Raw genomic sequence first — 24,317 nt, 5'->3', positions numbered from 1 at the left:
TTTATACTGTCGCCAGCAGTTGCCGTTTTGCTGGCTGCGCGTAGCTTTGCGCGGAGGCGTTGCGGGCATAGGCCACAATGCCTTGCCGCATGCTGAATACCTGGCTTGGCTGGGCATCTTCGGGCGGGATGAAAGATGCGGTCCGTTCCCGCAGGTTCTCGATTTCCCGGGCATGGGCCAGTTCTTTTTCAAAAAGCTGCTTCCGCCCCTGGAGGTTGCTGATCGCTTCCTGGTCGAAGGCGACATTCTGCGAGGTATAGTTCAGCCCGAATTTGCCCACGGAAAAGCCGACTTCGCGGCTGGTGACGCGGGCCTTGGGAATCTGCATGGTGCGGATTCCGGTGGCTTCGGAATAGCCGGTGCCGGTATCGGCCATGTACCGCTCGGCACCGGACATATCAGAGTTCTTAGGGCCAGAGCTTTTGGGGCCAGGGCTATTTGGGCCAAGGCCATTGGGACCGGAGCGCTTTTGGGAAAAGGCGCTGGAATATGAATACGACGCTTTTTGATACGCCTGTTGGGCACGGATATGCATATCTGCCGACCTTTCGGGCAACTCATTGATATTTCTCTGAGAAACCATACCCCAAGTCTTTTGATGTGGGGAAGGTTGGGTCTCTCAGCGGGCCTTCATCCGCGAAGGCCGATATGCTCTTCCGTCCATGGAAGAAAAAAATTCTAAGGGGTAAAAAAAATTTTTAGCCCCGCAAGGAGGTGTAAAGACGTAATAATTGTCCTTCCAGACAAGGATAAGGCTGCCGGGAGCTTTTGACAAGCACCTGCCCCCCCCGGTATTCTCTGGTTTTAGAATTTTGTACCAAGTGCAATCGCAAGGACGTACCATGTCAACTCGAATTCTAGCCAAAAGGCAGCTGATCCCTGGGCAGACCAGCGAACTCACGCTGGAGGCTCCTCAAATTGCAGCGAAGGCCCGGCCTGGACATTTCGTCATTCTTCGAATTGACGAAAATGGGGAACGTGTTCCCCTTACCATCGCCGACACGGACAAAGAAAACGGGACTATAAAAATTGTCTACCTCGTGGTGGGCAAGTCCACCGCCCTGCTGGAGACAATGGGAGAGGGCGACGAGATCTTGGATGTTTGCGGTCCATTGGGAACTCCAACGCACATTGAAAAACACGACGGCCCTGTTATTTGTGTGGGCGGCGGCACGGGTATCGCCGCAATGCACCACATAGCCAAAGGCCACCGTGAAAACGGCAACCATGTTGTTGCCGCTGTGGGAGCTCGCAGTGCGGAACTGTTGCTCTTCTGTAATGAATTGGAAGGATTTTGCCCGGAACTGATGATTTCCACGGACGATGGCAGCCGGGGACACAAAGGGTTTGTGACCGATCTTGTCAGGCAGCGCCTGGAAGACGATCCGACCGTCGCCGAAGTTGTTGCCGTGGGACCCGTCCCCATGATGGAAGCCGTGTGCAAGGTGACCAAGCCTTTCGGGGTCAAGACCACCGTATCGCTTAACTCCATTATGATTGACGGCATTGGAATGTGTGGCGCTTGCCGTGTCACCGTGGGCGGAGAAACCAAGTTCGCTTGTGTGGACGGTCCGGAATTTGACGGCCATGCCGTTGATTTCGACGAACTGCGCAGCCGGCTGGGCGCTTATCGCCCCTTGGAAATCCTTTCAATGGAAGAGTACAGGAAGCGTCATGGCTGATACAAAAAAGAAAAAGCAGATCCTCCCCCGTACCCCCATGCCTGAACAGGCGCCCGAAGTGCGCCGTACCAACTTTGAAGAAGTCACCCTAGGGTACGACATGGAAATGGCCGTGGCCGAGGCCAACCGTTGCCTGCAGTGTAAAAAGCCTTTTTGCGTGGCCGGTTGTCCTGTGGAAGTGAACATCAAGGACTTCATCAAACACGTGCAGGAGCGCGACATCGTTTCCGCATACAAGGCGATCATGGCGACCAACAGCCTGCCCGCCGTGTGCGGCCGCGTCTGCCCGCAGGAAAACCAGTGTGAAGGTGCCTGCATTCTGGGCAAGAAGGGCGAGCCCGTGGCCATCGGACGGCTGGAACGCTTTGTGGCCGATACCTTTGCCGCGGACGACGCCTGCCAGGAACTTTCCGGCAAGGACGAGTGTCCTCTGGTCCGGGAAGACCTCAAAGTGGCCTGCATCGGCTCCGGTCCTTCCAGCCTGACCGTTGCGGCCTATCTCTCCACCAAGGGCATCAAGGTCTCCATGTTCGAGGCCCTGCACGAACCGGGCGGTGTGCTTATTTACGGCATCCCCGAGTTCCGCCTGCCCAAATCCATCGTGCACAGGGAAATCAACGCCCTGAAAGAGCACGAGGTTGAAATCAACACCAACTGGGTCGGCGGTCGCACCGTGACCGTTCAGGACCTGTTCGACCAGGGCTACAAAGCCGTGTTCATCGGTGTTGGTGCCGGGCTTCCCCGGTTTTTGAAACTGCCCGGTGAAAACTTCATCGGCGTGTATTCCGCCAACGAGTACCTCACCCGGGTGAACCTGGGCCGTGCGTATGATTTCCCCGAGCACGACACTCCGGTCATCCGCGGCCGCAAGGTGACGGTTCTGGGCGCAGGCAACGTTGCCATGGATGCTGCCCGTACCGCTCTGCGTCTGGGTGCCGAAGAGGTGACCATCGTCTACCGGCGTACGCAGGAAGAAATGCCCGCCCGTAAAGAGGAAATTCACCATGCTTTGGAAGAGGGCGTGCAGCTGAATCTGCTGGCCAGCCCGACGGAATTCCTGGGCGATGAAAAGGGCAACCTGAGGGGACTCAAGGTGCAGCGCATGCAGCTTGGGGAACCCGACGATTCGGGACGGCGCCGTCCTGTGCCCATTGAAGGTGATACTTTTGAGATCGAAACCGACCTCTCCGTTATTGCCGTGGGAACCGGCCCCAACAAAATCCTGCTGGATGCCACGCCCGACCTGGGACTGAACAAGTGGGGCTACGTGCAGGTGGATGAAGAGACTGGAGAAACCTCCATTCCCAACGTCTTTGCCGGTGGCGATATCGTAACCGGCGCTGCCACGGTTATTCTGGCCATGGGTGCCGGACGCCGCGCAGCCAAGGAGATCGCCAAGCGGTTGCTGTAGGCCCGCAACAAAACGCGATCTTCTCAAATGACTAATAAGGCCCGACGCAGAGTTCCTGCGCCGGGCCTTATTTTTTGAGCAATCTGAAAGTGCTGACCTGTTTTGCCTGGGCTCCGATGGGTCCGGAAAAATTATTTGCCGGCCGGGCCTTTGGAAGTTTTGGAAGCTTGGGGAGCCTGCGCCGGCTGGGGAGTCTCCCCGGCACCGACTGGTTCTTCTCCGCCGCCCATGCCACCTTCTTCCGGCAAGGCGGCCAGTTTGGCCGTGTTGGCCGCGTTGTCCAGCGAGGTAAGCAGACGCATGACAACCTTGCTGAGTGGAAGCCCCTTGCTGCCGCCCACCTGGCTGAGGAGCAACGTGGGCAGGCGCACCGGTTCGGGCCCTGTATCCTTGCTTTTGAGCATGCCGTCCACTGTGTACATGTTTTCGATGCGGATGAGTGGATCGCTGCGCTTGTGGTGCAGGTCCATTGCGTACACGCGGATGGCTGCGGTGAGGTTGCGACCTATTTCCAGAATGTTGTCTTCATCCACAGGGCCGGACAAAAGGACGACCGGCTCATCCAGGACGACTTCGCGCAAGGTGAACGGAGAGTTGAACAGGATATCCGGCTTGAAGGCCAGACGTATGGACCGCACTGCCAAGGCGCTTCCGCTGGGAAAGCCTTTCGGGTTGTCGATTCGCAGATCGTAGAGCACGGCCTCGCCTGAAAGAAGCGAGACCTTGGCCTCTGAAAGGGTGCCGTTAACAAGACAGGTGTCTTTGAGGTAGTCGGTTACGGCACTCTCGACCAGACGGTTTATTCCAATGCTGACGCCCCAGAAGAGCAGGCAGCACAAAAGCGTAATTGTAATAATGGCTTTGCGTATCATAGGCATCCTGTTGGCGGTGTCGGCGCACTATGGCGCGTCCGTCACCATGCAAAACATGGTTGTGCCGTCTTCTGCAAACCGTGTGCGCTCCATGCGGGCACGGCCGGCGGTAGTTCCGCACAGTCTTTGCGAGACTGTCAGAAGAATGATCGTAAGCCCCCTCAACGGATACTTTGCAGCAATCAGGGGAGGTTGGTCAACAGACTCTTGAAATGTATGCAGACAATTTTGTGCTCACTGGGGAGTTTACATTCAGATAAAAAATGTGGGAGAGAAGAAATTGATTTCCATAGTGTGGCTTGACATTGTGCCAAAGCAATGGAATTGTCATACAATCGTAATGGCCCTTTTTTACATGTTCTTCCAGCCTAGTTTTTCCAGAAGCCCCGTACTGCAACCTATTGAGCAATGGAGACTGAGCATGACTGTGAAGGAAATCGTGGCCAATGCCAAGGCTTCCGGTTCTCAGAAAACCGCTGAAGCTGAGAGTTCCCAAGAAACGGAAGATCTGGTCCGTAAGCTTCTCGAGAAGTTTTGCCCTTCATGCGACGAAGCGGAAATAGACCAGGCTGCCGAACAGATCAGTTCCGACATGTTCTAACTCATCAAACATCTTCCCTTTGTGGAGGAAAAGCCCGGTGCTTCGGCATCGGGCTTTTTTTGTATGCGAAGGGCAGGGGGCAACTTATCCCCCATATAAACGTTGTGCTGTCCAAAGGGCCATTGGGGGGGATAGGGCAGAGCAAATCCTTGGTACCCAATTATATTTTATTATTTATATGGGCGTGTCATGGGATGCGGTCGATGTGTGTTCGCATCTCTGCTTGAAAAAAAAACTCCCCCCGCCTATTCTCAGATAAACGCGAAGAAAGGAGTTTCACCTATGCGGCATACAGCGTCGGCTCTGGCCGTTGTCTTTTTGGGGATATTCATGTGGGGGTCCTTTGCCCTGGCAGCGGACACGTTTGTCGGCTGGGAGGCGGACGGCGAATACAGTAAAATGTACGACGTTGCCGAGTACGATAAGATCAAGGGCAGCTTTGTAGAGCTTATAGATGTGACTCCCTTGCCAGGAATGGCAGTGGGATCGGCCATTGTGGTAAAGGACCGTGCGGACGGCGAAGATATTGTGGTGCATGTGGCTCCCAAGGGGTACATCCACGAGCAATTGGAAGCGCTCAATCTGCGGCCCGGACAGAAAATAAAGATATACGGTGCTTGGGTGGAAATCGACGGGCACGATGTGCTCATGGCCACCAAGATCAAGAAGACCGAGAACGAATTCGTCAAGGTGCGGCGCACCAAGGACGGCTTTCCTTTCTGGAACATGACTCCTGAAGAAATTGCCAAGGAACTGGCCGACTCCTGAACTGGCCGACCGGGGAAGCCGGAAAATTCGCCGGAAAGAAACAGTAAACTGCCTTCCCATATGGCCGCGTGCAGCGGGCCGGACAAGAGCAGGGTGGTTTTTGGCAGGAAAAGTCCGTGAGGTACATAAATGTATTCCACGGACTTTTTATTTAGATCTATGACCGGCCTGTGTATAATCCGGGGAGTGCTGTTCCTAATCCTATTCCGTGAAACATGCGCTGTCAGTACGCTCCAGATGCTTTGCCGATAAGATAAAGTCCCGCCATGTGAAATGGCCGGGGCTTTTTTTCAATTTTTTTTGATGCCCTGCCGAATAGGGGGTCCCCCTCCACTGTCCTGTGGAAAAAGTTTTTCAGACATGATTAATTGAACCTAATTGCTTGTAATCGGCGATGAGCCAAAATAAAGTAACGCTTTTGAACAGAGCTGCACTGTACAAGAAATGGCTGATGAAGTAGGTTCACTCTCAATGTGCGCGATTGTCTTCCGGCCTTTGGGGCAGGATGGAAAATTGCGAATTATTTCTTCAGGTTACGCTTAATCGCTTGATTTTTTTTCGGTTTTCCGGTGCGATTCCGGAGCGGTTCCGCCGCTGTATTTCGCGAATCAGTGAATGTTTTCAGAATGTTCTTGCCGATTCGGGATAAGCCAGCAGACCCTGCCTGAAGACTTCCTCCAAAAGTCTTCCACAAGGAAGACGACAACGTTCAGCCACACAAAATACAGCCGCATGCACGACAAACTTTCTCCGGCCTGGCAGCTGCTTCGGGGACTCCAACCTCTGAGCCTTTGCGATTGGCCTGGTCACACCACCTGTGTTCTGTTTTTCGGCGGATGCAACCTGCGTTGCCCCACTTGCCACAATGCGAACATTGCCTGGCACCCGGAAAAACAACCTGCCTTGTTTACACCCGACGTGGTCAATTACATCGAGCGCCGCAAGGACTGGCTCGACGGCATTGTCATTTCCGGCGGGGAACCCACCATTGTTCCCGATTTCCCCGCATTCCTTCAGGACATGAGGAGCTTTGGGCTGCCCGTCAAGGTTGATACCAACGGGTTGCAGCCGGGCACCGTGAGCATGCTTTTGGAACAAAAGCTTGCCGACGCGTTTTTTGTGGACGTGAAAGGTCCATGGCACAAGTATCCGGCCCTTACCGGCGATACATGCACCGAACGTCAGGCGCAGGAATCCCTTGAGTGGATTTTCGCTCTGGCCGCAAAGCAGCCGGACGTCTTTCGTTTTCGCCTTACCAAAGTACCTCTGCTCGATGCCCAGGATATCGAGACTGCCAAGACCTATCTGCCCAACGGTTTTAAACTGACGTTGCAAGACTACGTCCCCCCACGGAGAAGCAATGCCCAGCAAGATAAGCAAACGCGACGGTTGTCTGGAGACCTGGTCCACGGAGAGGATTGCCCTGGCCATTCTGAAAGCCCTGAAAGCGAGCGGGGTGAAGGACCCGCTGCTGGCCAAACGTCTGGCGGGGAAAGTAGAAGCCAAGCTTGGTGATGTAGATATTGCCGACCAGGAACAGGTTCAGGACATGGTCGAGATGGTGCTCATGGAGTCCCGTCTGTACCATGTGGCCCGTCGCTATGTTATCTATAGGGAAAAGCGCCGCCAGCTCCGTGAGCATACCGAGGCCTATCTCGACATCAAGGACACCATAGACAACTACCTGAACAAGGCCGACTGGCGTGTGAGTGAAAACGCCAACATGACCCATTCCTTTCAGGGGCTCATGCTGCACCTGTCCGGAACGGTTCAGGCCCGCTATGCGCTGGAAAAATATCCTGAGGAAGTCCGCCAGGCCCACGAGCACGGCTACTTCCACATCCACGATCTGTCCTTTGGGCTGGCCGGGTATTGCGCGGGCTGGAGCCTGCGCGACCTGCTGCTGGAAGGTTTCGGACTGGAAGACCGTTCCTGCGCCGGCCCGGCCCGCCATTTCGACTCCGCTTTGGGGCAGATGGTCAACTTTCTCGGCACCCTGCAGAACGAATGGGCTGGTGCCCAGGCCTTCAACAACATGGACACGTACCTGGCTCCCTTTGTCCGCCACGACAATCTGAGCTACGACGAAGTCTTTCAGGCCATGCAGAAGTTCGTGTTCAACCTGAATACGACCTCGCGCTGGGGTGGGCAGAGCCCGTTCACCAACCTGACGTTCGATCTCAATCCGCCCAAGCATCTGGCGTCCGAAGCCGTGATCATCGGCGGTAAGTTGCAGGATGCCACCTACGGCGATTTCATTCCCGAAATGGAAATGATCAACCGCGCCTTCCTGGAAGTGATGCTGCGCGGCGACCACCACAGCCGTATCTTTTCCTTTCCCATCCCCACCTACAACATCACGGAAGATTTTCCCTGGGACAGCGAAGTGGGGGACTTGCTGCTGAAAATGACCGCCAAATACGGCGCTCCCTATTTTCAGAACTTCATCAGCTCGGACCTGGCCCCCGAAGACGTCCGCTCCATGTGCTGCCGTCTGCAGATGGACCTGCGTGAACTGCGCAAGAAAACCGGTGGACTGTTCGGCGCGGGCGACCTGACCGGCTCCATCGGCGTGGTTACGCTCAACCTGCCCAAGCTGGCCTATCTTGCCCAGGGCGAGGAAGATTTTCTCGACCTTATCGGCGAGTACGCCACCCTTGCCAAGGACTGCCTGGAGTTCAAGCGCAAGATGATCAACGACAATCTGCAGCGCGGCATGTTTCCCTGGACCTACCGCTACCTCAAGAACGGGTATAATGCCCACTTTTCCACCATCGGGCTGGTCGGCGGCCACGAGGCATGCCTCAACCTGTTGGGCAAGGGCATAGATTCGGAAGCCGGAACGCGCCTTATGCAGCGCGCCCTGAACCATCTGCGCGATCTGACCTCCGATTTTCAGGAGGAAACCGGCAACCTGTACAACCTGGAAGCCACGCCCGCCGAAGGGACCAGCTACCGGCTGGCAAAGATAGACCGCGGACTGTACGAGAACATCATTACCTCGGGCAACGGTACGCCGTACTACACAAACTCCACCACCCTGCCCGTGGACTACACCAGGGATATCTTCCAGGCCCTGGAGCACCAGAACGAATTGCAGCCTCTGTACACGGGCGGCACCGTGTTCCATACCTATCTTGGCGAAGCCGTGGCCGATCAGGAAGCCCTCAAAAGCTTCATCATCAAGGCCTTCAGCAAGACCAAAATTCCCTACCTGTCCATCACGCCGACCTTTTCGGTTTGCAAGAACCATGGATACATCTACGGCGAGCACTTCGAGTGCCCCACCTGTAATGAGGAAACCGAGGTGTACACCCGTATTGTCGGCTACTACCGCCCCGTATCGCGCTTCAACAAGGGCAAGTTGGCGGAGTATGAGGAGCGTCTGGTGTATTCCGACATTGGTTGTCCCGTCTGCTAGGCTGTTAAAAAAGACGCCCTGACGGCGTTGCTGCGGGGTTGGCGAACCCTTGTGTATTGAAGAATACACGTCGGAACCGCCAAACTCCTCGCGCCTGGTCAGTTCGTTTTTTTAACAGCCTAGGTTAAAATTTGTTGTTAAAAAAAACGCCCTGACGGCGTTGCTGCGGGGTTGGCGAACCCTCGTGTATTGAAGAATACACGAGGGTTCGCCAAACTTCTCGCGCCTGGTCAGTTTGGTTTTTTAACAGCCTGATTTTTTCAGGCTACACGATTTTCGCGACGAACGCGTTTAGGTTCGTTCAAAAGAGGTGTTTGAGGCCGGGCAGTAGGTTCACTACTCTCCGCATTCTCAAACACCTCTTTTTGTTTTCCCAGTCCACGAAACTTACCCAGCCGGAAAGAGGGAGCACCGTCAATTTCCCCCATTTTTTCTGGGCAGGGAAAGGCAGAGCATTTTTATAGTCCAGGAAGTGGCGAATAATGCGGTCTCACGTCTCCCGGACTGATTATAATATAAGCGGGTTGAAAACAGAGTCGGTTGCGGCTCAAGCTGTTGAATGAAGGTGTTTGGAATGCGGGGAATACCGCTCCAGGCACTTTTTTTGTTTCTGCGGCCGTATCCGAAATTGGGGGCAGACCGCAGGAGCGCTTGCTTGTTGGGGGAACATTGCCCGCGGCAATGGGGCTTCGGTGGGTGAAGGGGGGCAATTGTTTGGGGTACGAAGGGCGCAAATTTCATGGAAGGGGAAGCCATGGATGCTTGCTTGGTGGGACGTGGTTGCAGGTACGGGGATGAACGTAGAAATCTTCCGGGAAGGCTGTGGTGACGCTATTTTGAGTATATGTAGAATTGTGTAATTGTTTGATTATTTTGTATGAAAAAAATGTCTTGATTCATTTTATGTAGGGCGTAACGTACAAGCCGGTATGTGATTTAATTCACATGTCTGATTGCATGAAAGTTGTTCTAAGTGATTAAATTCACAAGGAGGCTGTTATGAAGGGTTTCGCCATGCTTGGCATCGGGAAGATCGGCTGGATAGACAAGGACGCTCCCAAGCCTGGGCCGCTGGACGCCATTGTGCGTCCGCTTGCCATTGCGCCGTGCACTTCGGACGTGCATACGGTGTGGGAAGGGGCTATCGGCGAACGTACGGATATGATTCTTGGTCACGAAGCAGTGGGTGAAGTTGTCGAGGTCGGTGCTTTGGTCAAGGATTTCAAGCCGGGCGACAAGGTCATTGTTCCCGCCATCACGCCGGACTGGAATTCGGTTGAAGCCCAGGCCGGATACTCCATGCATTCCGGTGGAATGCTGGCTGGCTGGAAGTTCTCGAACTTCAAGGACGGTGTCTTTGCAGAATTTTTCCACGTCAATGACGCTGACGGCAACCTGGCGCTGATCCCCGAAGGGATCGAGCCTGCTGAGGCAAGCATGCTCAGCGACATGGTTCCCACAGGTCTGCATGGTGTGGAATTGGCGGACGTCCAGTTTGGGGATACCGTGGCGGTCATCGGAATAGGGCCGGTGGGCCTTATGGCGGTTGCTGGTGCGGCTCTGCGTGGCGCATCCCACATTTATGCGGTTGGGTCCCGCAAGGTGTGTGTGGATGCGGCCATCAAGTATGGTGCCACCGACATCGTGAACTACCGTGAAGGCGATCTTGTCGAGCAGATTCTGGACAAGACCCACGGCAAGGGCGTGGACAAGGTCATCATCGCTGGTGGCAATGTGGACGCCCTGGGACAGGCGGTGCGGCTGGTCAAGCCCGGCGGACGTATTGGCAACGTCAACTACTACGGCTCGGGCGAAAGCCTCTGTATCCCCCGTGTGGAATGGGGATGCGGCATGGCGCACAAGATAATTGCCGGAGGTCTCATGCCCGGCGGCAGGCTGCGCATGGAAAAGCTGGCCACGCTGGTGACAACCGGGCGGCTCGATTTACGGCCTCTGATTACCCATCGGTTCAATGGCTTTGACCATATCGAGGAAGCCCTCATGCTTATGAAGGATAAGCCCCGCGATTTGATCAAGCCGGTTGTCATTATGTAGATTCTTTCCTCACACAGCAGAACCGCCGTTCATGCAGCTTTGCATGGGCGGCGGTTTTGTTTTGGTGTCCGCCCTGTCTTTTTTTTCGTCCTCCAGCCCTGCGGGAAAATGATTCAGGTTCTTGAGGAGCCGGATTTTCTTGTATGGAAAAAAGCATTCCGCTGCGTAGTGGCTGAATACGGCGTGATTCCTCTTTTTCTGCAAGAACGAACAGTTTGCCCCCTCATTGTCTTGAATTGTTTTCCGTCCGGCTATCTCTGTTTCACCTACGTCCCTTGCATTAGAAAATCCCGCATAAGCACGGTGTCGTCCATGTGTTGCCGTGCTGTTCCCTTTATTGGACAGGGCTTTCGAAAACAGGAAAAGGGCGCGTTTTTTTTATTGGTACAAAATTTCATAATTCCATCGAGTGGAGTGCTGGAGGAAGAGCAATTTTTTTGACTTCGAAATTGCCTCTCGTACAGTGCAAAGTTGTATTTGTGACATTTATGGAGAATTGTATTTACTTTGTAGGGTGAAATTGGTGAAAACTATTGCGAAAAACGCAAAAATGGAGCATATGTTACCAAGTGCCACGCAAAGAACTTTTTTCAATGGAGGAGAGCTATGGATGACAAACCCTATTCTTTGGATGCCCTTGATATAAGGATAATCAAGGAATTGCAGGAAAATGGGCGGGAGTCTTTTACGAATATCGCGAAGCGTTTGGGCGTTTCGGATGGTACAGTCCGTTACCGCACCGAGCGGATGATGCGTTCCGGATATCTTCAGGTTACAGCTTCCGTAGATCCTTTGTACCACGAGGACACACTGACAGCCCTTGTCGGCCTCAGCCTCGACCATCCGGCCAATCGCCAGCTTATGGAACGTATTGCCGAGATTCCCGGCGTGCAGTCGGTTATCAATGTCACCGGCCGCTACGATCTTGTCGTCGAAGTCTACACCACATCCCGTAAGGCGCTACGCCGCTTCTTGGTGGACGAGCTTTCGGAAATTGGGGGGGTAACGTCCACCGAATCGTTTGTTGTAATGGAGGCGGTGGGCAAGCGGGTCATTCTCAAGGAAGATATTCCCGTACATTAAATTAAAAAAATCTCGGTTTTTCAAAGGCATCTGCTTGCAGATGCCTTTTTTTTGGAAAACTGTCACAAATGATCCATTGACAAATTTGATAAACGAGGCAAGTCTGAACGCATCCCAATATCGTTCTTTTTACATTATTAATCCGTAGATGTACTGTGAGGGGTTCATGTTTTCACATCTAGGAATGAAACCGCGTATTGCTGCTCTGCTTACAGCTGTGCTCGCCGTCAGCAGCCTTGGCATCACTCTCATCCTGTTCACAATCAGTTCCCGGGGCATGGACAGTCTTGGACAGGAAGGATCTGCCGGCCTCAAGCAACGGGCAATGGATCAATTGGCAAGTGTGCGCAGCCTCAAGGCCGCGCAGATTGAAGAACTTTTCAAAACCATGCACAGCCAGGTCCTGACCATGGCGCATGACCGAACAGTTATTGATGCCTGCCTGGCCTTCGACTTTGACGTCGAGATGGTACGCCACGAAGCTGGAAAATCCGTGGACGACGCTGCCAGGGCGCGGGAAGAACTGAAAACCTCGGCTGCCGGGCAGAAGTTTCTCGGCAGTGAAGAGTTCAGGAAAAATCAGGTCATTGCCTCGGGTTACACCCCCTCCGCTCCGGAAAGTTACGTTCCCAAGGAAAACAACGCCATTTTGCTGCAGCACGCCTATCTCGGCAAATCCAAAGCGGATTCCGTCGACAACCTGGAGTGTGGCTACAACGACAACCACAAGCTTTATCAACCCGTATTCCGCGATTTCATAGACCAGTTCGGCTATAAGGACATGATTATCGTCAGTGCGGAAAAAGGGCGCGTACTCTATTCCGTGCGCAAGGACAGGGATTTTCTGACCGACCTGTCCAAGGGGCCTTTTGCCTCTTCGGCTTTGGGCCAATGTGTGGCACAGGCCATGGAAGCCGGACGCTCCAAGGATACCCGGGTTGTTTTTACCCGCGATTTCGCACCCTACGAGCCTGCGCAGAACGCGCCGGTCGCCTTTATGGCCGCGCCCATATTTGACGGCGGCCAGCTTGTCGGTGCCCTGGCCCTGGAAATTTCCCAAAAAGAGATCAACCGCATCATGCTTTCCGACCGCCAGTGGGAAGCCATGGGGCTGGGCAAGAGCGGACAGACCTATCTGGTGGGGCCGGACATGAAAATGCGCTCCCAGTCGCGTTTCAATTCCGGCGCCGAGCTCGACGTCCTGCACAAGAAAATCGACACCGAAGCCGCAAGCAAGGCGTTGGACGGCGAATCCGGGTCCGGGGTCATCACCGGGCCCGATGGCAGCAAGGTCATGGCCTCGTGGCAGCCGCTGTCTTTGCCTGGGCTGAAGTACGGACTTATTGCCGAAATAGACGAAGCCGAAGCCATGGCCGCCAGTACCCAGGTTGAGAACCAGACCGCGCAGACCACCAAAACCATGCTGTGGGCCGCCGGACTGACCGTTTTGCTGGCCTTGGCATTGGGCGCGGGGTGCGCATTCTGGCTTGCCGGTATGGTCACGCGTCCGCTGGAGCGGTTGCAGACATACGCCAAGCAAGTGTCCGAAGGAAACTACAATGCTCCTATTTCGGGCAACTTCCCCGGAGAGTACGGCAGCCTCAAGGCCTCCATCCAGGCCATGGTGGCGGAGCTCAAGCTCAAGCTGGGCATTTCCGAAGGTGTTCTCAAGAGCATTTCCGGTGCCTTTCCCTGCCTGACAGTGGACAAGGACTGCAAAATATCCTTTGTGAACGACAAGATGATCGCCATAGCCGGACAATCCGGAGATTCGGCCAAGTATATCGGGATGAATCCGGGCGAGTTCTTTTTCGGCGACCCCAACCACATGACACGCACGGAACGCTCCCTGCGCGACAGGCTGACCATCACGGAAGAAGGCCAGTTCCGCGATATTCAGGGGAAGAAACGCATCATCAACGTCAGCTCCAATCCCATCTTCGACCTGGACGGTGAACTGGCTGGTGCCTTCACCCTCTATTTCGAGCTTACCCAGATTCGGCACCAGGAAGCTGAAATTACGGCAAAAAACGAAAAGATTGAAAACGTGGCCCAAGAATCCACGCGCATTGCCCAGGACGTCAGCACTCTTTCGCAGAGCCTGTCCTCTCAGGTGGAACTTGCCGACAAGGGCGCGGACCTGCAACGCCAGCGTACCGGCGAGACCGCTCTGGCCATGGAGCAGATGCGGGCCACCGTCTTTGAAGTTGCCAGCAATGCCTCCGAAGCCGCAAGCAATGCGGACAAGGCTCGTCAGGAAGCCACCGGCGGCAAGGACTCCGTTGCCAAGGTCATCGATGCGATCAACGACGTGCATGACCAGTCTGCCGGACTCAAGGAAACCATGGACTCCCTCGGGGCCAAAGCCCAGGATATCGGCCAGGTCATGGGAGTCATCAGCGATATTGCCGACCAGACCAACCTGCTGGCTCTGAACGCAGCCATCGAAGCAGCCCGTGCGGGCGATGCCGGACGCGGGTTCGCCGTGGTGGCGGACGAGGTCCGCAAACTTGCGGAAAAGACCATGACCGCAACCAAGGAAGTGGCCGAAGCCATCAGCAGCATCCAGACCAGCACGGCAAAAAGCGTGGCCGATGCGGAAAAGTCCATGGATGCCGTGGATAGGTGCGCCAAGCTTGCCGAGGAATCGGGACAGGCCCTGGAACGTATTGTGGATATAGTGGAATCCACCAGCGGACAGGTGACGGCCATAGCCGCCGCCAGCGAGCAGCAGGCAGCATCCACGGACGAAGTCGGCCGTATTGTGGAAGATATCTCGCACGTGTCCAACGATACGGCCGAGGCCATGCGCCTGGCACGCGAGGAGATCGGGGATTTGGCAAGCAAGGCTGGGCAGTTGGAGTCCCTTATTTCCGAAATGAAAGCCTAGGCAGGCGGCTGAGAATGGCACGTTAACATCGTTGCTGCGGCACATGAAAACTGCTCATGTGCAGAAGAGCACACTGCGCGTTTTCATGCACCTGGCGCCTTGTTTCCGCACTATTCTCAGCCGCCTGCGGCTGCTTTTGGGATAATAATGGCACGTTAACATCGTTGCTGCGGCACATGAAAACTGCTCATGTGCCAAAGAGCACACTGCGCATTTTCATGTGTCTGGCGCCTTGTTTCCCCACTATTCTCAGCCGCCTGCGGCTGTTGAGGCAGCTGAGAACGGCACGTTAACGTCGTTGCATCGAGAAACTCAAATCCTCGCGTATGGAAGAATATGCGTCGGCCTTGAGTTTCTCTCGCGCCTCGTTTCCGCACCGTTCTGAACAGCCTGAGAGGTTTGGGGAACATCACAGCTTGCGCCTTTTTTACGCTTTGCTCTCACCCCTTCTGAACAGCCTGAGAACGTGGGAAGATTAAAGATATCAATGTTATTTCAATGTGTGAAAGCAAGAAGCAAAATAAGACGGCCGTCTGCAATTCAGACGGCCGTTTTCGTTTTTTCTGGGGGCTTTTGATTTAGCGTACGTAACCCCATTGGTACAACCGGGTGTAGGCGTATTTGGCTGCGTCGCCCTGGTTCACCATATTAAGGTAACGGGCGAAATCCTTGGCCGAAGCGCGTCTGCGGCCCATGCCTTCCAAGGAAAGAGCCTGGAGAAACACCGTGGACGGGTTGCCGGGCAGCAGTTTCTCGTAGGTGGAAAACTGGGCATAGGCCCCGTTCCAATCCTTGTTGGCTATCTTGGCAATGCCGCTGAAGTGATGGCCCTGCGCCTCCTTGGGATAGACCGCGGCGGCCTTGTCTGCGTAGCGTTCGGCATCCTTGTTTCTGTCCTGGGCCAGCATGCACTTGCTCATCTTTATGAGGGCTGCGTAGTCGTTGGGTGCTTTTTGCAAGGCCAGTTCGTATTGTTTTTCCGCCCCTTTGTAGTCTTTGGACTGCATCAGTTTATCCCCGTTCTGCATGGCCTTTATGGCAGGCTTGATGCGCCGCAGCCCGGCGGTGTGGTCCATGAAGCGTTCCTTGTACAGGGGCTTTTTCGCGTCGGCCTTGTAGATGGTTTCCGCGTTTCTTTTGGCTGTTTCGTAGCGTTCGTCCGACATGGGGTGGGTGGCGAACATCACCTCGATGGTGGAGGGCTCCTTGTGCGACTGGGAGCGCAGCACGTTCATCAGTCCGACCATGCCCTGGGGATTGTAGCCTGCCCGGTGCATGTACTGCATACCCAGGTCGTCGGCCTGGCGTTCGTCGTCGCGGCTGTACTTTGCAAGCAGCAAGGAAGATCCCAGGCCGCCGATGCCGCCTATCACCGGGGTGTATTCGTCGTATCCGGCAATGCCTGCGCCAATGGTCGCGCCTGTCACGGCAACCGAGGCAAGGATACTTTGGGTCATGCGGGAGGCTGTGTGGCGGGCATTGACGTGGCCTATTTCGTGGCCGAGCAATCCTGCCAGCTCGGCTTCGTTGCCCAGTTCCAGAAGAATGCCTCGCGTGGCTGCAATGCTGCCGCCGGGAAAGGCGTAGGCGTTCACGTACGTGGCGTTCACGGCCCGGAAGGAATAGGGCATGTCCGGCCTGTGGCTCAGGGAAGCCAGCTTTTTGCCTGTATCGGAGACATATTTGTTCAGCTCCTTGTCCTGCACCGCACCAAGGTCGTTGGAAAATTGGTGCGGAGACTCCTGGCGGTCCATGCTTATTTCTTCATCCCGGCTTACAAGCATCAGCTGGCTTCTGCCGCTTACGGGGTTCACTGCACATCCGGCCAGCGTGGGGCCGGCCACTGCGGCCAGTCCGGCTATGCGAAGAAAATCTCGCCGCGTCATTCCCTGCGTCGGAGGGAAGAGGGCGGAGGTGTCGGTTTTGTTTTTCATTGGTGCTCCTCGGCTCGATCCATACCATCTATATATAATATCCCGTGGGGGGCATTCAACCCGTTCTTTTGTAGGGGGAGTGGTCCTTTTGTTTGGGAGAGTGATAAATTGTTTTCCAAAAAGCTTGATAGTCAAAATAAACGGGGGTAGGAAAGTTTGAAAGTCAAAACAAAAGGATACCTCGTATGGAATCTTCCCTCTTTTTCGCCGCGCTCCAAGCCAGTCTTGTGTTGGGGCTCATCCACGGCATCAACCCATGTGGCCACTCCTGGCTTGTCCTGGCACCCTTTGTGGTCAACGGTCGTGATGGGCGCAGGGCTGCCGTGCTGACCATCTCCTTTCTTTCCGGAACAACCCTTGCCTGTCTGCTGCTGGGCATGACGCTGGGCTCCCTGTCGGCGTTCATTCCGCCCTCTGCCGCCCACATTATGGACCTGGTGCTTTTCGGTGTCCTGGCGGTGCTGGGGCTGATTCTTGTGCTCAAGCCCGAACTGCTGCACAGTCACGACCATGACCACGATCACGACCATGACCATGGGCACACGCATGATCATGTCCACGACCATCACGATCATGCCCATTGCAGCCATGCTTCAGCCCAAGGCACACATGATCATGGAGCGTGTTGTGCCGGGGACCATTGCCATACGCACCACGGCAACAGTTTGCGTCAAAAGCTTGTCGGTGCCGGGGCCATTGGCTTGTTTGCCATCGGTTTTCTCAATATGATCGTCCCATGTCCCACGGCTGCCATCATGTACGGCTATGCAATCAATTCGGGGGACTGGCTGCGAGGCACCAGCGTTTTTCTGGTCTACGCCCTGGCTACATCCATCAGTGTGGGCGGCGTCATCTTCTGCATCCACAGGGCTGCGGCCATGGCCCGCAAGCTGGAAAAGCCGTGGATAGAAAGCGCCATTATGCGCAGCGCGGGTGTGCTGACCATTGCATTTTCAACCTGGGGGTTTCTCTATGGCGAATGATACGGAGGCGTTGCACCGCCTTTCCGAACTGCTTGTTGAGTTTTTCGAAAAATTTTCCAGCTGGGAACACGGCGTGGTGCGCGGGGAGGAACTGACCCTGCCGCAGATGCACACCGTGGAGATATTGGGTGCGACAGGCCCCATGCGCATGAAGGAACTGGCCGGGAAAATGGGAGTTACCACCGGCACCCTGACCGTTCTTGTGGATAAGCTGGAAGACAAGGGCGTTGTGCGCCGCATGCCTAACAAGGACGACCGTCGTTCCATATTGGTGGGGCTGACGGAAGAAGGGCAGGCCCATTACAGGTCGCACGACAAACATCATCTGTCCCTAACCCGTGAACTTACCGCGGAACTCGAATCGGAAGATATGGAAAATTTGCTCCGCCTGCTCGATACCATGAACTCCCGATTTTAAGTTTGCCGGGGGAGTTGTGGCAAATTCCGTGTGCTGGCATAGTACGGCAAAGATTTTTGTGAGGCACGGGGGACTATGAAGATCGAGTGGAACGAGAATTTGAGTACGGGGGTGCCCAAGATCGACGCCCAGCATAAGGGCTTAATAACTCTGATTAACGCCCTGGAAGAGGCTGTCGAATCCCGTCCTGAGGACGCCCACCACCTGCATGACAAGACATACAAGGCCACGATAATCGGGCTTGTGATGAAGTTGCGCGATTACGCCTTTTACCATTTCTATACGGAAGAGATATTCATGCGCTCCATCCGGTATCCCGGATATATCCGGCACCGCCGGGAGCACGACATCTTTTCCCTGCGCCTCTTGAAGTATGAAATCAATGTGCTTGAGGGCGACTACATGCAGGCCGAGGACCTGCTTGGATTTGTCATGTCCTGGTTTTCCAACCATGTTCGTATTACGGATATGGCTTATGTGCCGCATGCCTCCACTTCCGGCGGTGAAGGCAGTGCCCAAAAAGAAACCGAAGCCGGGTAAAAAGCGCCGAGCGCAAGGACTATGTTATGAAGCCAGCCGACCTTTTGTATCTTGGCCTGGGTGCAGCATCCATGGCCCGCGACAGCATTGAAGCCAAGCTCAAGGAATTTCAGGAGCAGGGAGAACTGAGCCGGGAAGAGATCAAGCATTTTGCCGACCAGGCCATGGCCAAGGGAAAGGAGGAGCAGGAGGCTTTTGAAGAGCGCATCCGGGAATGCATGCGCAAGGCCATGAGCGACCTGAACATGGCAACCAAGGACGATATTGAAGAGCTGAAAAAGCTTATCAACAAGTCCTGATGCTCGCTTCCTTTTCTCCGGTCAGGGTATACAAGACGGTCAGAATTCTTCTGACCGTCTTTGCCCTGGCCCTGCGCAAAAAACGCACCCTGCTGGTTCCGCCGCTTTCTCCCGAACGGCTCAAACGCTACATTTTGGAGCAGGGCGTCTGCTTCATCAAGTTTGCCCAGGTGCTGGCGACGCGTGCGGATTTTTTCGGGGCAGGCTACCTCGACCATCTGCGGACCATTCACGACGAGGTCGAGCCCATGCCCGAGGGTGATTTCCGCATCATGTTCCAGCGGGCCTTCGGGCAAAAGCCGCCGTTCGCCTCGTTCGACGACGTGCCCATTGCCAGCGCTTCCATCGGCCAGGTGCACAAGGCCGTACTGCGCGACGGCACCGTGGTTGCGGTCAAGCTGCGCCGCCTGAACATCCGGCGCAAGGTCCGGGCCGACCTGTTTCTTTTGCGCTGCTTTCTGGCCGTGTTCAAACCGCTTTTCAGCCGCTACACCAAAAATTCGCTCGAAGCGCTCATCTCCGAGTTCTCGTCCATGATAGACCGGGAAACCGACATGAACATCGAGCGCGACAACCTGCGCCGTTTCCACCAGCTGTTTGCGGATCAGGACATCCGTTTCCCGGATTACTATGAAAAGTATTCCGGCGTGGACGCCTTGGTCATGAGTTTTGAGCAGGGCATGCGCATCGACGACAAGGCGGCCTTGCAACAGTGCAATATTCCTTTCAAGAAAATTCTCGATTCCCTGGTGTCGTTTTATTGCGAGCAGATGCTCATCAAGGGCGTTTTTCATGCCGACCCGCACCCCGGCAATATTCTGGTGCGCCCGGACGGAGGATTGACGTTTCTCGACTTCGGCATGGTCAAAAGACTGCCGTCGCACATGCGCGTGGCCATGATAGAACTGGTCAAGGCGGCCAATGACCGCGACTTTGAACAATACGTGCTGGCCTGCAAACGGTTGGGGATTGTGACGCCCAATGCACCCGAGGAGGCGCTTCAGGAATTTGCCGAAAAAATGTTCGATATCTTCGGCAACGAGAATCTTTCCGCCGCGTCCATGCAGGCTTTGGCCATGGATGTGCTTGGTTCCATGCGCACCATGCCTTTCAAACTTCCCCAGGATATTGTCTACGTCATGCGCGTCAGCGCATTGGTGGAAGGGCTGGGGACCACCTATGTGGAGAATTTCAACGGGGTAAAGGACATTCTGCCCGTACTGCGCAAAAACCTGCACCGTGCGCTTTCCGGGCAGGAAAGCATTCTGGGCGCGTTGCGGCAGGAAATAAAAACCCTGCCCCTGACCTTGTCCAAGGTCAAAGGCGTACTGGGCGAACTTTCCAACGGAACGCTCCGGGTACGGCTGTCCGAGGAGACCCTGGACACCATGCAGGACCGGCTTTGCCGCATCCTGTGGGTGGTCGTGCAAAGCGGCCTGCTGGTGGCCGGGGCGTTTCTGGTGCCCTATTTGGAGCTGCCACATGCCAGAGAGGGCAGCCTGGTTCTGTTCGGTCTGGCTGTTTTTCGGGCGTTTTTCGGGCTGCGGTAGGTCTGTTTGGCGGCAACGGGTGGTTTCTTTTTTGCATTGGTTTGAAGCAGGGCAGGGAAATGTTCCGGCATGGACCGGGCAGGAAAGAATAAAACCTCCGGCCGCTGTTTTGAATGTCCAAGAGAGACAATGCGCTTGCCGGAAAAGATGCGAAGGGAGGCCCACATGGCTGAACTGTCTAAGGAATACAAGGGGCACCGTATTGAGTTGACGCCGTTTGAAAAGTATTGTTCGCGCTTCAGCGCCAGGGTATTTGATCCGTCCGGCGAGGTCATCAAGACCATCCACGCGGCAGGCGATACCGAAGAGAACGCCTATGCCCATGCCGAGCGGCAGGTCGATTTTGAGCTGGATCTGGAACGCGAGCTGGAAGAAAAGAAGGCGGCCCGCCGGGAACTCGGGCTGGACTGACTCTGTCTTTTGTGGGGATTCGGCTGTCACTGCCATTGAGGAATGTCCGTTGAATTTCTGCCCCCGTGGCCGCGCGCTCCCAATGATTTGACTGCTGCCTTTGGTTCGTCAAAGATGTTGGGGGTTGCGTACGGTGCGGTTTTTCCGTATCTGGCGCGGCAGGAAGTTGTACGAAATTTGTCCATCAGCACAGCCCGGACCCCCATCAATGCCACGCAAGACCATCCACTATATATATTTTTTCTGGCTGGCCGCCTTTTTGTTGATCACCCCCGCTGGGGCGAGAGCGCAGGGCGCGGAATTCAACGTCAGCCCGGACCTTATGTTCAGCGGCCCCAGCCAGAATGCCACGGAGAATCTGACCGTGCGGCTGGACGGGCAGTACATAGCCCCGGCAAATTTCAGCAATGGGCTGGGCAGCTCCGAGATATACCGGACCTCCATTACTGCCAAGTACGACCGCTACTCGCTCAACTACACGTTTTCCCATTTCATCTGGCAGGCCAAGGATCAGATGCCCCCCGGCATTCAGGGGCGGGTGCCGTGGGAAAACCTGCACGACCTGAATTTCCAGGCCCGCATCCTGCAAGGAAAGTTTTGGGACCGCTGGTACTATTGGCTGCATGCCGAGCTTTCCTCGGCCTTTGAGGCGGATTTTCCCGGTGCCGTCGGTGCCGGTCTGAGCGGCGAGCTGGCCTTCGACATTTACGAGGGCTGGATGCTGGGCATAGTGGCCAAAACCTTGGCGCTCAATCCGCTCAATTCCGACCTGTTCGGGGAGGCTACATTCGGCTTTGCCGTGCATGTTTCGCAGAAACAGCTGCGCCAGGCCTTGCGCTACTGCGGGCTGGCCTCGGACAGGGAAGGGAGCGAGCGCATCAATTTCAGCTTCGCCTTTACCACCGCGTCGAAGACCTACCGCCTGGCCGACGACAACCCGCTGTATTCCAACGGGTACATGTCCATGATAAGCAGCAAGGTGGGCGCGTATCTGGACTGGCTGGCTCTGGACAATCTGGTGGTTTCCATCGGGCCCGAGTTCATCTTCGACCGCAGGTATAGATTGTACAACTCCAGCGGGTCGTTGGAGAGTTCCCATGTGCAGGATGACGCTTTGGGCGGATTTGTCGGCGTCCGCTATATGTTTTAGTGTCGCATGTTTTGAATTCCTGTCATTGAAAGCGCAGCAGGGCATGCGGCGCTTCCCATGGTGGGGATGGCCCGCCATGCGCGTAGAAATAGCGGGAGCGGCTCAGGTGAGCGGGAAAACCATGTCTTTCTGGTTCGCGGTCCGTGGCAAAATACGTACAGGTATTTGCTGGGCCGTCCACAAGCCGCAGGGGAAGACAGCCCATATGGTTGCGGGATTCAGCAGGCTCCGGGGGGCGGGAAGGCCTTGTAATGTGGTCATTTTCTGTTGACAGTCCGTACCACATCCATTAACGAACACTCTCTTTGTTAGGGTGGCGAGTGGTCTGCTGTGCGCGGCCAAAATGCCGCCAAAGCCGCAAGGAAAGCCGGAGGACAATTTGTTCGAGAGTCTTGGTGATCGTCTTGAGGGCGTATTTAAAAAATTCAAGGGCCAGGGACGCCTTACAGAAGACAACATCCAGGATGGCTTGCGTGAGGTTCGCCTTGCCCTGCTGGAAGCGGATGTCAACTTCAAGGTCGTCAAGGATTTTGTAGAGCGTATTCGCGAACGCGCCCTTGGTCAGGACGTGCTCAAAAGCCTTACTCCCGGACAGCAGGTCGTCAAGATCGTGCACGAGGAGCTTATAGAGCTGCTCGGCGGCGAGACCACGGAGCTGGACCTGCGCGGCAAGCAGCCGGCCTCGCTGATGATGGTGGGCCTGCAGGGCTCCGGTAAAACCACATCGGCGGCCAAAATAGCCCTGTGGCTGCGCCGCACCCGCAAAATGAAGCCCTATCTGGTCCCGGCCGACGTCTATCGTCCCGCGGCCATCGACCAGTTGCAGAAACTGGCTTCACAGCTGGACATGCCCGTTTATCCATCCACCACGGACATGAACCCGGTGGATATTTGCGTGGACGCCTTGGAAAAAGCCAAGGAAGAGGGCTGCGACGTTGTCCTCTTTGATACCGCGGGCCGTTTGCACGTTGATGAAACCTTGATGGAGGAACTCTCCGAGATCAAGGCCAAGTGCCAGCCCAATGAAATACTTTTCGTGGCCGATGCCATGACCGGCCAGGATGCGGTCACGGTGGCCCACAGCTTTGACGAACGCATGGACGTGAGCGGCGTCGTGCTTACCAAGATGGACGGCGACGCCCGAGGCGGCGCGGCCCTTTCCATCAAGTCCGTGACCGGAAAATCCGTCAAGTTCGTAGGTATGGGCGAGACGGTCAAGGATCTCGAGGTTTTCCATCCCGACCGGGTGGCCTCGCGTATTCTGGGCATGGGCGATGTTCTGACCCTTATTGAAAAGGCGCAGGACACCATAAATGAAGAGGAGGCCAAGGATCTTGAAGAAAAGTTCAAGAAGGCCTCTTTCGATTTTGAAGATTTCCGCACGCAGATGCGTCGCCTCAAGAAACTCGGCTCCATGGAGGGCCTGCTCAAGCTTATTCCGGGCATGGGCAAGCTGACCAAGCAGCTGGGCGACGTGAATCTGCCGGACAAGGAATTGGCGCGTGTTGAGGCCATGATAAACTCCATGACTCAGCAGGAGCGCCGCAATCCCGATGTCCTCAACCCCAGCCGCAAAGAGCGTATAGCCAAAGGATGCGGCCTTCAGGTTTCCGAAGTGAACCAGATGGTCAAAAACTTTGAGCAGATGCGCAAGATGATGAAGAAAATGATGGGCGGGGGAAAGAAAAAGGGCGGCCTGAAAATGCCCAAATTGCCCGGAATGGGTGGCATGCCGGGCCTTGGCGGCGGAATGCCCGGACTTGGAGGCATGCCCGGAATGGACGGCATGCCTGGAATGGACATGGAACAGCCGAAGCGGAAAAGCGCTACAAAGAAGGCTGGCTCCACGCGCAAGAAGAGAAAAAAACGCAAGAAATAGCAGCCCACCGGCTTCTTTCTTCTTTTTTCTTGCATTTTCTTAAAACCTTTATACTATCAGGTAAGGAGATTCACCAGAATGGCACTGAAACTGCGTCTGACCCGCATGGGCTCGAAAAAGCGCCCCTTTTACAGGATTGTCGCGATTAACAGCGAGACCCGTCGTGATGGCCGCCCCCTTGAATTCCTGGGACATTACAATCCCATGGTAGAGCCCGAAGAAATCAAGATTGACTCTGAAAAGGTCAAAATGTGGCTCGAAAGGGGTGCGCAACCGTCCAACACGGTGCGTTCGCTCCTGAAAAAAGCTGGCATCTAGCCTCGTAACACACCTGTTGCGACACAGCGGAAGTGGTTCCGGCCAATTACCC

The 24,317-nt window shown here is 55.3% G+C and carries 21 protein-coding genes and 1 riboswitch; of the genes, 18 read left to right on the top strand and 3 right to left on the bottom strand.

Annotated features, from left to right (window positions below):
* Position 1: 1 nt before the first annotated feature.
* A complete protein-coding gene (locus ACI0FJ_RS09100; RefSeq protein WP_424302107.1) occupies positions 2 to 397 on the bottom strand; it encodes a hypothetical protein in 396 nt (131 codons plus the stop codon).
* A gap of 445 nt (positions 398 to 842) precedes the next feature.
* On the opposite strand from ACI0FJ_RS09100, the gene ACI0FJ_RS09095 reads away from it, so the two are divergent.
* On the top strand, positions 843 to 1,682 hold the full coding sequence (locus ACI0FJ_RS09095) for a sulfide/dihydroorotate dehydrogenase-like FAD/NAD-binding protein (protein ID WP_424302104.1): 840 nt from the start codon (positions 843 to 845) through the stop codon (positions 1,680 to 1,682).
* A complete protein-coding gene (gene gltA, locus ACI0FJ_RS09090; RefSeq protein ID WP_424302101.1) occupies positions 1,675 to 3,093 on the top strand; it encodes an NADPH-dependent glutamate synthase in 1,419 nt (472 codons plus the stop codon). The genes ACI0FJ_RS09095 and gltA overlap by 8 nt, the downstream gene beginning before the upstream one ends.
* 131 nt (positions 3,094 to 3,224) lie before the next feature.
* On the opposite strand, the gene ACI0FJ_RS09085 is transcribed toward gltA, so the two are convergent.
* Entirely contained in the window at positions 3,225 to 3,965 is a 741-nt protein-coding gene (locus ACI0FJ_RS09085) for a hypothetical protein (protein WP_424302098.1), read from the bottom strand.
* 421 nt (positions 3,966 to 4,386) lie between these two features.
* On the opposite strand from ACI0FJ_RS09085, the gene ACI0FJ_RS09080 reads away from it, so the two are divergent.
* The 7 genes from ACI0FJ_RS09080 to ACI0FJ_RS09050 all read left to right on the top strand — a co-directional run bounded on the left by ACI0FJ_RS09080 (position 4,387) and on the right by ACI0FJ_RS09050 (position 14,783).
* Entirely contained in the window at positions 4,387 to 4,566 is a 180-nt protein-coding gene (locus tag ACI0FJ_RS09080; RefSeq protein WP_424302096.1) for a hypothetical protein, read from the top strand.
* A gap of 282 nt (positions 4,567 to 4,848) precedes the next feature.
* Positions 4,849 to 5,334 carry a hypothetical protein gene (locus ACI0FJ_RS09075; RefSeq protein WP_424302093.1) on the top strand — a complete coding sequence of 162 codons (486 nt, stop codon included), beginning with the start codon at positions 4,849 to 4,851 and terminating at the stop codon, positions 5,332 to 5,334.
* Positions 5,335 to 5,847: 513 nt separating this feature from the next.
* A riboswitch (cobalamin riboswitch) is annotated at positions 5,848 to 6,016 on the top strand.
* A 50-nt stretch (positions 6,017 to 6,066) separates the two neighbouring features.
* A complete protein-coding gene (locus ACI0FJ_RS09070; protein WP_424302090.1) occupies positions 6,067 to 6,849 on the top strand; it encodes an anaerobic ribonucleoside-triphosphate reductase activating protein in 783 nt (260 codons plus the stop codon).
* The gene (locus ACI0FJ_RS09065; protein WP_424306526.1) at positions 6,752 to 8,755 is read left to right on the top strand and encodes a ribonucleoside triphosphate reductase; all 2,004 of its coding nucleotides are present in this window, start codon (positions 6,752 to 6,754) and stop codon (positions 8,753 to 8,755) included. Before ACI0FJ_RS09070 ends, ACI0FJ_RS09065 begins: the two co-directional genes overlap by 98 nt.
* Positions 8,756 to 9,754: 999 nt before the next feature.
* Positions 9,755 to 10,810, top strand: a complete 1,056-nt coding sequence (locus ACI0FJ_RS09060; protein WP_424302087.1) for an NAD(P)-dependent alcohol dehydrogenase — start codon at positions 9,755 to 9,757, stop codon at positions 10,808 to 10,810.
* Positions 10,811 to 11,416: 606 nt separating this feature from the next.
* Positions 11,417 to 11,893, top strand: a complete 477-nt coding sequence (locus ACI0FJ_RS09055; protein ID WP_424302084.1) for an Lrp/AsnC family transcriptional regulator — start codon at positions 11,417 to 11,419, stop codon at positions 11,891 to 11,893.
* Between the two features lie 166 nt (positions 11,894 to 12,059).
* Complete coding sequence (locus ACI0FJ_RS09050) at positions 12,060 to 14,783, top strand: methyl-accepting chemotaxis protein (RefSeq protein ID WP_424302081.1); 2,724 nt, start codon at positions 12,060 to 12,062, stop codon at positions 14,781 to 14,783.
* A 578-nt stretch (positions 14,784 to 15,361) separates the two neighbouring features.
* Here the strand turns inward: ACI0FJ_RS09050 and ACI0FJ_RS09045 are convergent.
* Positions 15,362 to 16,717 carry a M48 family metalloprotease gene (locus ACI0FJ_RS09045; protein WP_424302078.1) on the bottom strand — a complete coding sequence of 452 codons (1,356 nt, stop codon included), beginning with the start codon at positions 16,715 to 16,717 and terminating at the stop codon, positions 15,362 to 15,364.
* Between the two features lie 185 nt (positions 16,718 to 16,902).
* Here ACI0FJ_RS09045 and ACI0FJ_RS09040 point away from each other — a divergent pair, with 185 nt between their 5' ends.
* From ACI0FJ_RS09040 to rpsP, 9 genes are all read left to right on the top strand, one after another.
* Positions 16,903 to 17,700: a sulfite exporter TauE/SafE family protein gene (locus tag ACI0FJ_RS09040; protein WP_424302075.1), complete on the top strand. Its 798-nt coding sequence runs from the start codon at positions 16,903 to 16,905 to the stop codon at positions 17,698 to 17,700.
* The gene (locus ACI0FJ_RS09035; protein WP_424302072.1) at positions 17,690 to 18,118 is read left to right on the top strand and encodes a MarR family winged helix-turn-helix transcriptional regulator; all 429 of its coding nucleotides are present in this window, start codon (positions 17,690 to 17,692) and stop codon (positions 18,116 to 18,118) included. Before ACI0FJ_RS09040 ends, ACI0FJ_RS09035 begins: the two co-directional genes overlap by 11 nt.
* Positions 18,119 to 18,193: 75 nt before the next feature.
* On the top strand, positions 18,194 to 18,658 hold the full coding sequence (locus ACI0FJ_RS09030) for a bacteriohemerythrin (protein ID WP_424302069.1): 465 nt from the start codon (positions 18,194 to 18,196) through the stop codon (positions 18,656 to 18,658).
* Between the two features lie 26 nt (positions 18,659 to 18,684).
* The gene (locus tag ACI0FJ_RS09025; RefSeq protein ID WP_424302066.1) at positions 18,685 to 18,957 is read left to right on the top strand and encodes a phasin family protein; all 273 of its coding nucleotides are present in this window, start codon (positions 18,685 to 18,687) and stop codon (positions 18,955 to 18,957) included.
* Positions 18,957 to 20,507, top strand: a complete 1,551-nt coding sequence (locus ACI0FJ_RS09020) for an ABC1 kinase family protein (protein ID WP_424302063.1) — start codon at positions 18,957 to 18,959, stop codon at positions 20,505 to 20,507. Before ACI0FJ_RS09025 ends, ACI0FJ_RS09020 begins: the two co-directional genes overlap by 1 nt.
* Positions 20,508 to 20,672: 165 nt before the next feature.
* Positions 20,673 to 20,918, top strand: coding sequence for a hypothetical protein (locus tag ACI0FJ_RS09015; RefSeq protein ID WP_424302060.1), 246 nt, complete (start codon positions 20,673 to 20,675; stop codon positions 20,916 to 20,918).
* A gap of 208 nt (positions 20,919 to 21,126) precedes the next feature.
* The gene (locus tag ACI0FJ_RS09010) at positions 21,127 to 22,068 is read left to right on the top strand and encodes a hypothetical protein (RefSeq protein ID WP_424302057.1); all 942 of its coding nucleotides are present in this window, start codon (positions 21,127 to 21,129) and stop codon (positions 22,066 to 22,068) included.
* A 379-nt stretch (positions 22,069 to 22,447) separates the two neighbouring features.
* Complete coding sequence (gene ffh / locus ACI0FJ_RS09005) at positions 22,448 to 23,947, top strand: signal recognition particle protein (RefSeq protein ID WP_424302054.1); 1,500 nt, start codon at positions 22,448 to 22,450, stop codon at positions 23,945 to 23,947.
* Positions 23,948 to 24,025: 78 nt separating this feature from the next.
* Complete coding sequence (rpsP, locus tag ACI0FJ_RS09000; RefSeq protein WP_424302051.1) at positions 24,026 to 24,265, top strand: 30S ribosomal protein S16; 240 nt, start codon at positions 24,026 to 24,028, stop codon at positions 24,263 to 24,265.
* Positions 24,266 to 24,317: the final 52 nt, after the last annotated feature.

The organism is Desulfovibrio sp. 7SRBS1 (assembly GCF_049723905.1).
In the GTDB taxonomy this organism is placed as follows: Bacteria; Desulfobacterota; Desulfovibrionia; order Desulfovibrionales; family Desulfovibrionaceae.
This window is presented reverse-complemented; position numbering and strand designations above follow the sequence as displayed.

Excerpts from the sequence above, each read along its gene's own strand:
- ACI0FJ_RS09030 (WP_424302069.1), top strand. The coding sequence starts at position 18,194 with ATGAAGATCGAGTGGAACGAGAATTTGAGTACGGGGGTGCCCAAGATC.
- ACI0FJ_RS09060 (WP_424302087.1), top strand. The coding sequence starts at position 9,755 with ATGAAGGGTTTCGCCATGCTTGGCATCGGGAAGATCGGCTGGATAGAC.
- ACI0FJ_RS09040 (WP_424302075.1), top strand. The coding sequence starts at position 16,903 with ATGGAATCTTCCCTCTTTTTCGCCGCGCTCCAAGCCAGTCTTGTGTTG.
- ACI0FJ_RS09045 (WP_424302078.1), bottom strand. The coding sequence starts at position 16,717 with ATGAAAAACAAAACCGACACCTCCGCCCTCTTCCCTCCGACGCAGGGA.
- rpsP (WP_424302051.1), top strand. The coding sequence starts at position 24,026 with ATGGCACTGAAACTGCGTCTGACCCGCATGGGCTCGAAAAAGCGCCCC.
- ACI0FJ_RS09020 (WP_424302063.1), top strand. The coding sequence starts at position 18,957 with ATGCTCGCTTCCTTTTCTCCGGTCAGGGTATACAAGACGGTCAGAATT.
- ACI0FJ_RS09070 (WP_424302090.1), top strand. The coding sequence starts at position 6,067 with ATGCACGACAAACTTTCTCCGGCCTGGCAGCTGCTTCGGGGACTCCAA.
- ACI0FJ_RS09050 (WP_424302081.1), top strand. The coding sequence starts at position 12,060 with ATGTTTTCACATCTAGGAATGAAACCGCGTATTGCTGCTCTGCTTACA.
- ACI0FJ_RS09035 (WP_424302072.1), top strand. The coding sequence starts at position 17,690 with ATGGCGAATGATACGGAGGCGTTGCACCGCCTTTCCGAACTGCTTGTT.
- gltA (WP_424302101.1), top strand. The coding sequence starts at position 1,675 with ATGGCTGATACAAAAAAGAAAAAGCAGATCCTCCCCCGTACCCCCATG.
- ACI0FJ_RS09085 (WP_424302098.1), bottom strand. The coding sequence starts at position 3,965 with ATGATACGCAAAGCCATTATTACAATTACGCTTTTGTGCTGCCTGCTC.
- ACI0FJ_RS09010 (WP_424302057.1), top strand. The coding sequence starts at position 21,127 with ATGCCACGCAAGACCATCCACTATATATATTTTTTCTGGCTGGCCGCC.
- ACI0FJ_RS09080 (WP_424302096.1), top strand. The coding sequence starts at position 4,387 with ATGACTGTGAAGGAAATCGTGGCCAATGCCAAGGCTTCCGGTTCTCAG.
- ACI0FJ_RS09095 (WP_424302104.1), top strand. The coding sequence starts at position 843 with ATGTCAACTCGAATTCTAGCCAAAAGGCAGCTGATCCCTGGGCAGACC.
- ACI0FJ_RS09015 (WP_424302060.1), top strand. The coding sequence starts at position 20,673 with ATGGCTGAACTGTCTAAGGAATACAAGGGGCACCGTATTGAGTTGACG.
- ACI0FJ_RS09055 (WP_424302084.1), top strand. The coding sequence starts at position 11,417 with ATGGATGACAAACCCTATTCTTTGGATGCCCTTGATATAAGGATAATC.
- ACI0FJ_RS09075 (WP_424302093.1), top strand. The coding sequence starts at position 4,849 with ATGCGGCATACAGCGTCGGCTCTGGCCGTTGTCTTTTTGGGGATATTC.
- ACI0FJ_RS09100 (WP_424302107.1), bottom strand. The coding sequence starts at position 397 with ATGTCCGGTGCCGAGCGGTACATGGCCGATACCGGCACCGGCTATTCC.
- ACI0FJ_RS09025 (WP_424302066.1), top strand. The coding sequence starts at position 18,685 with ATGAAGCCAGCCGACCTTTTGTATCTTGGCCTGGGTGCAGCATCCATG.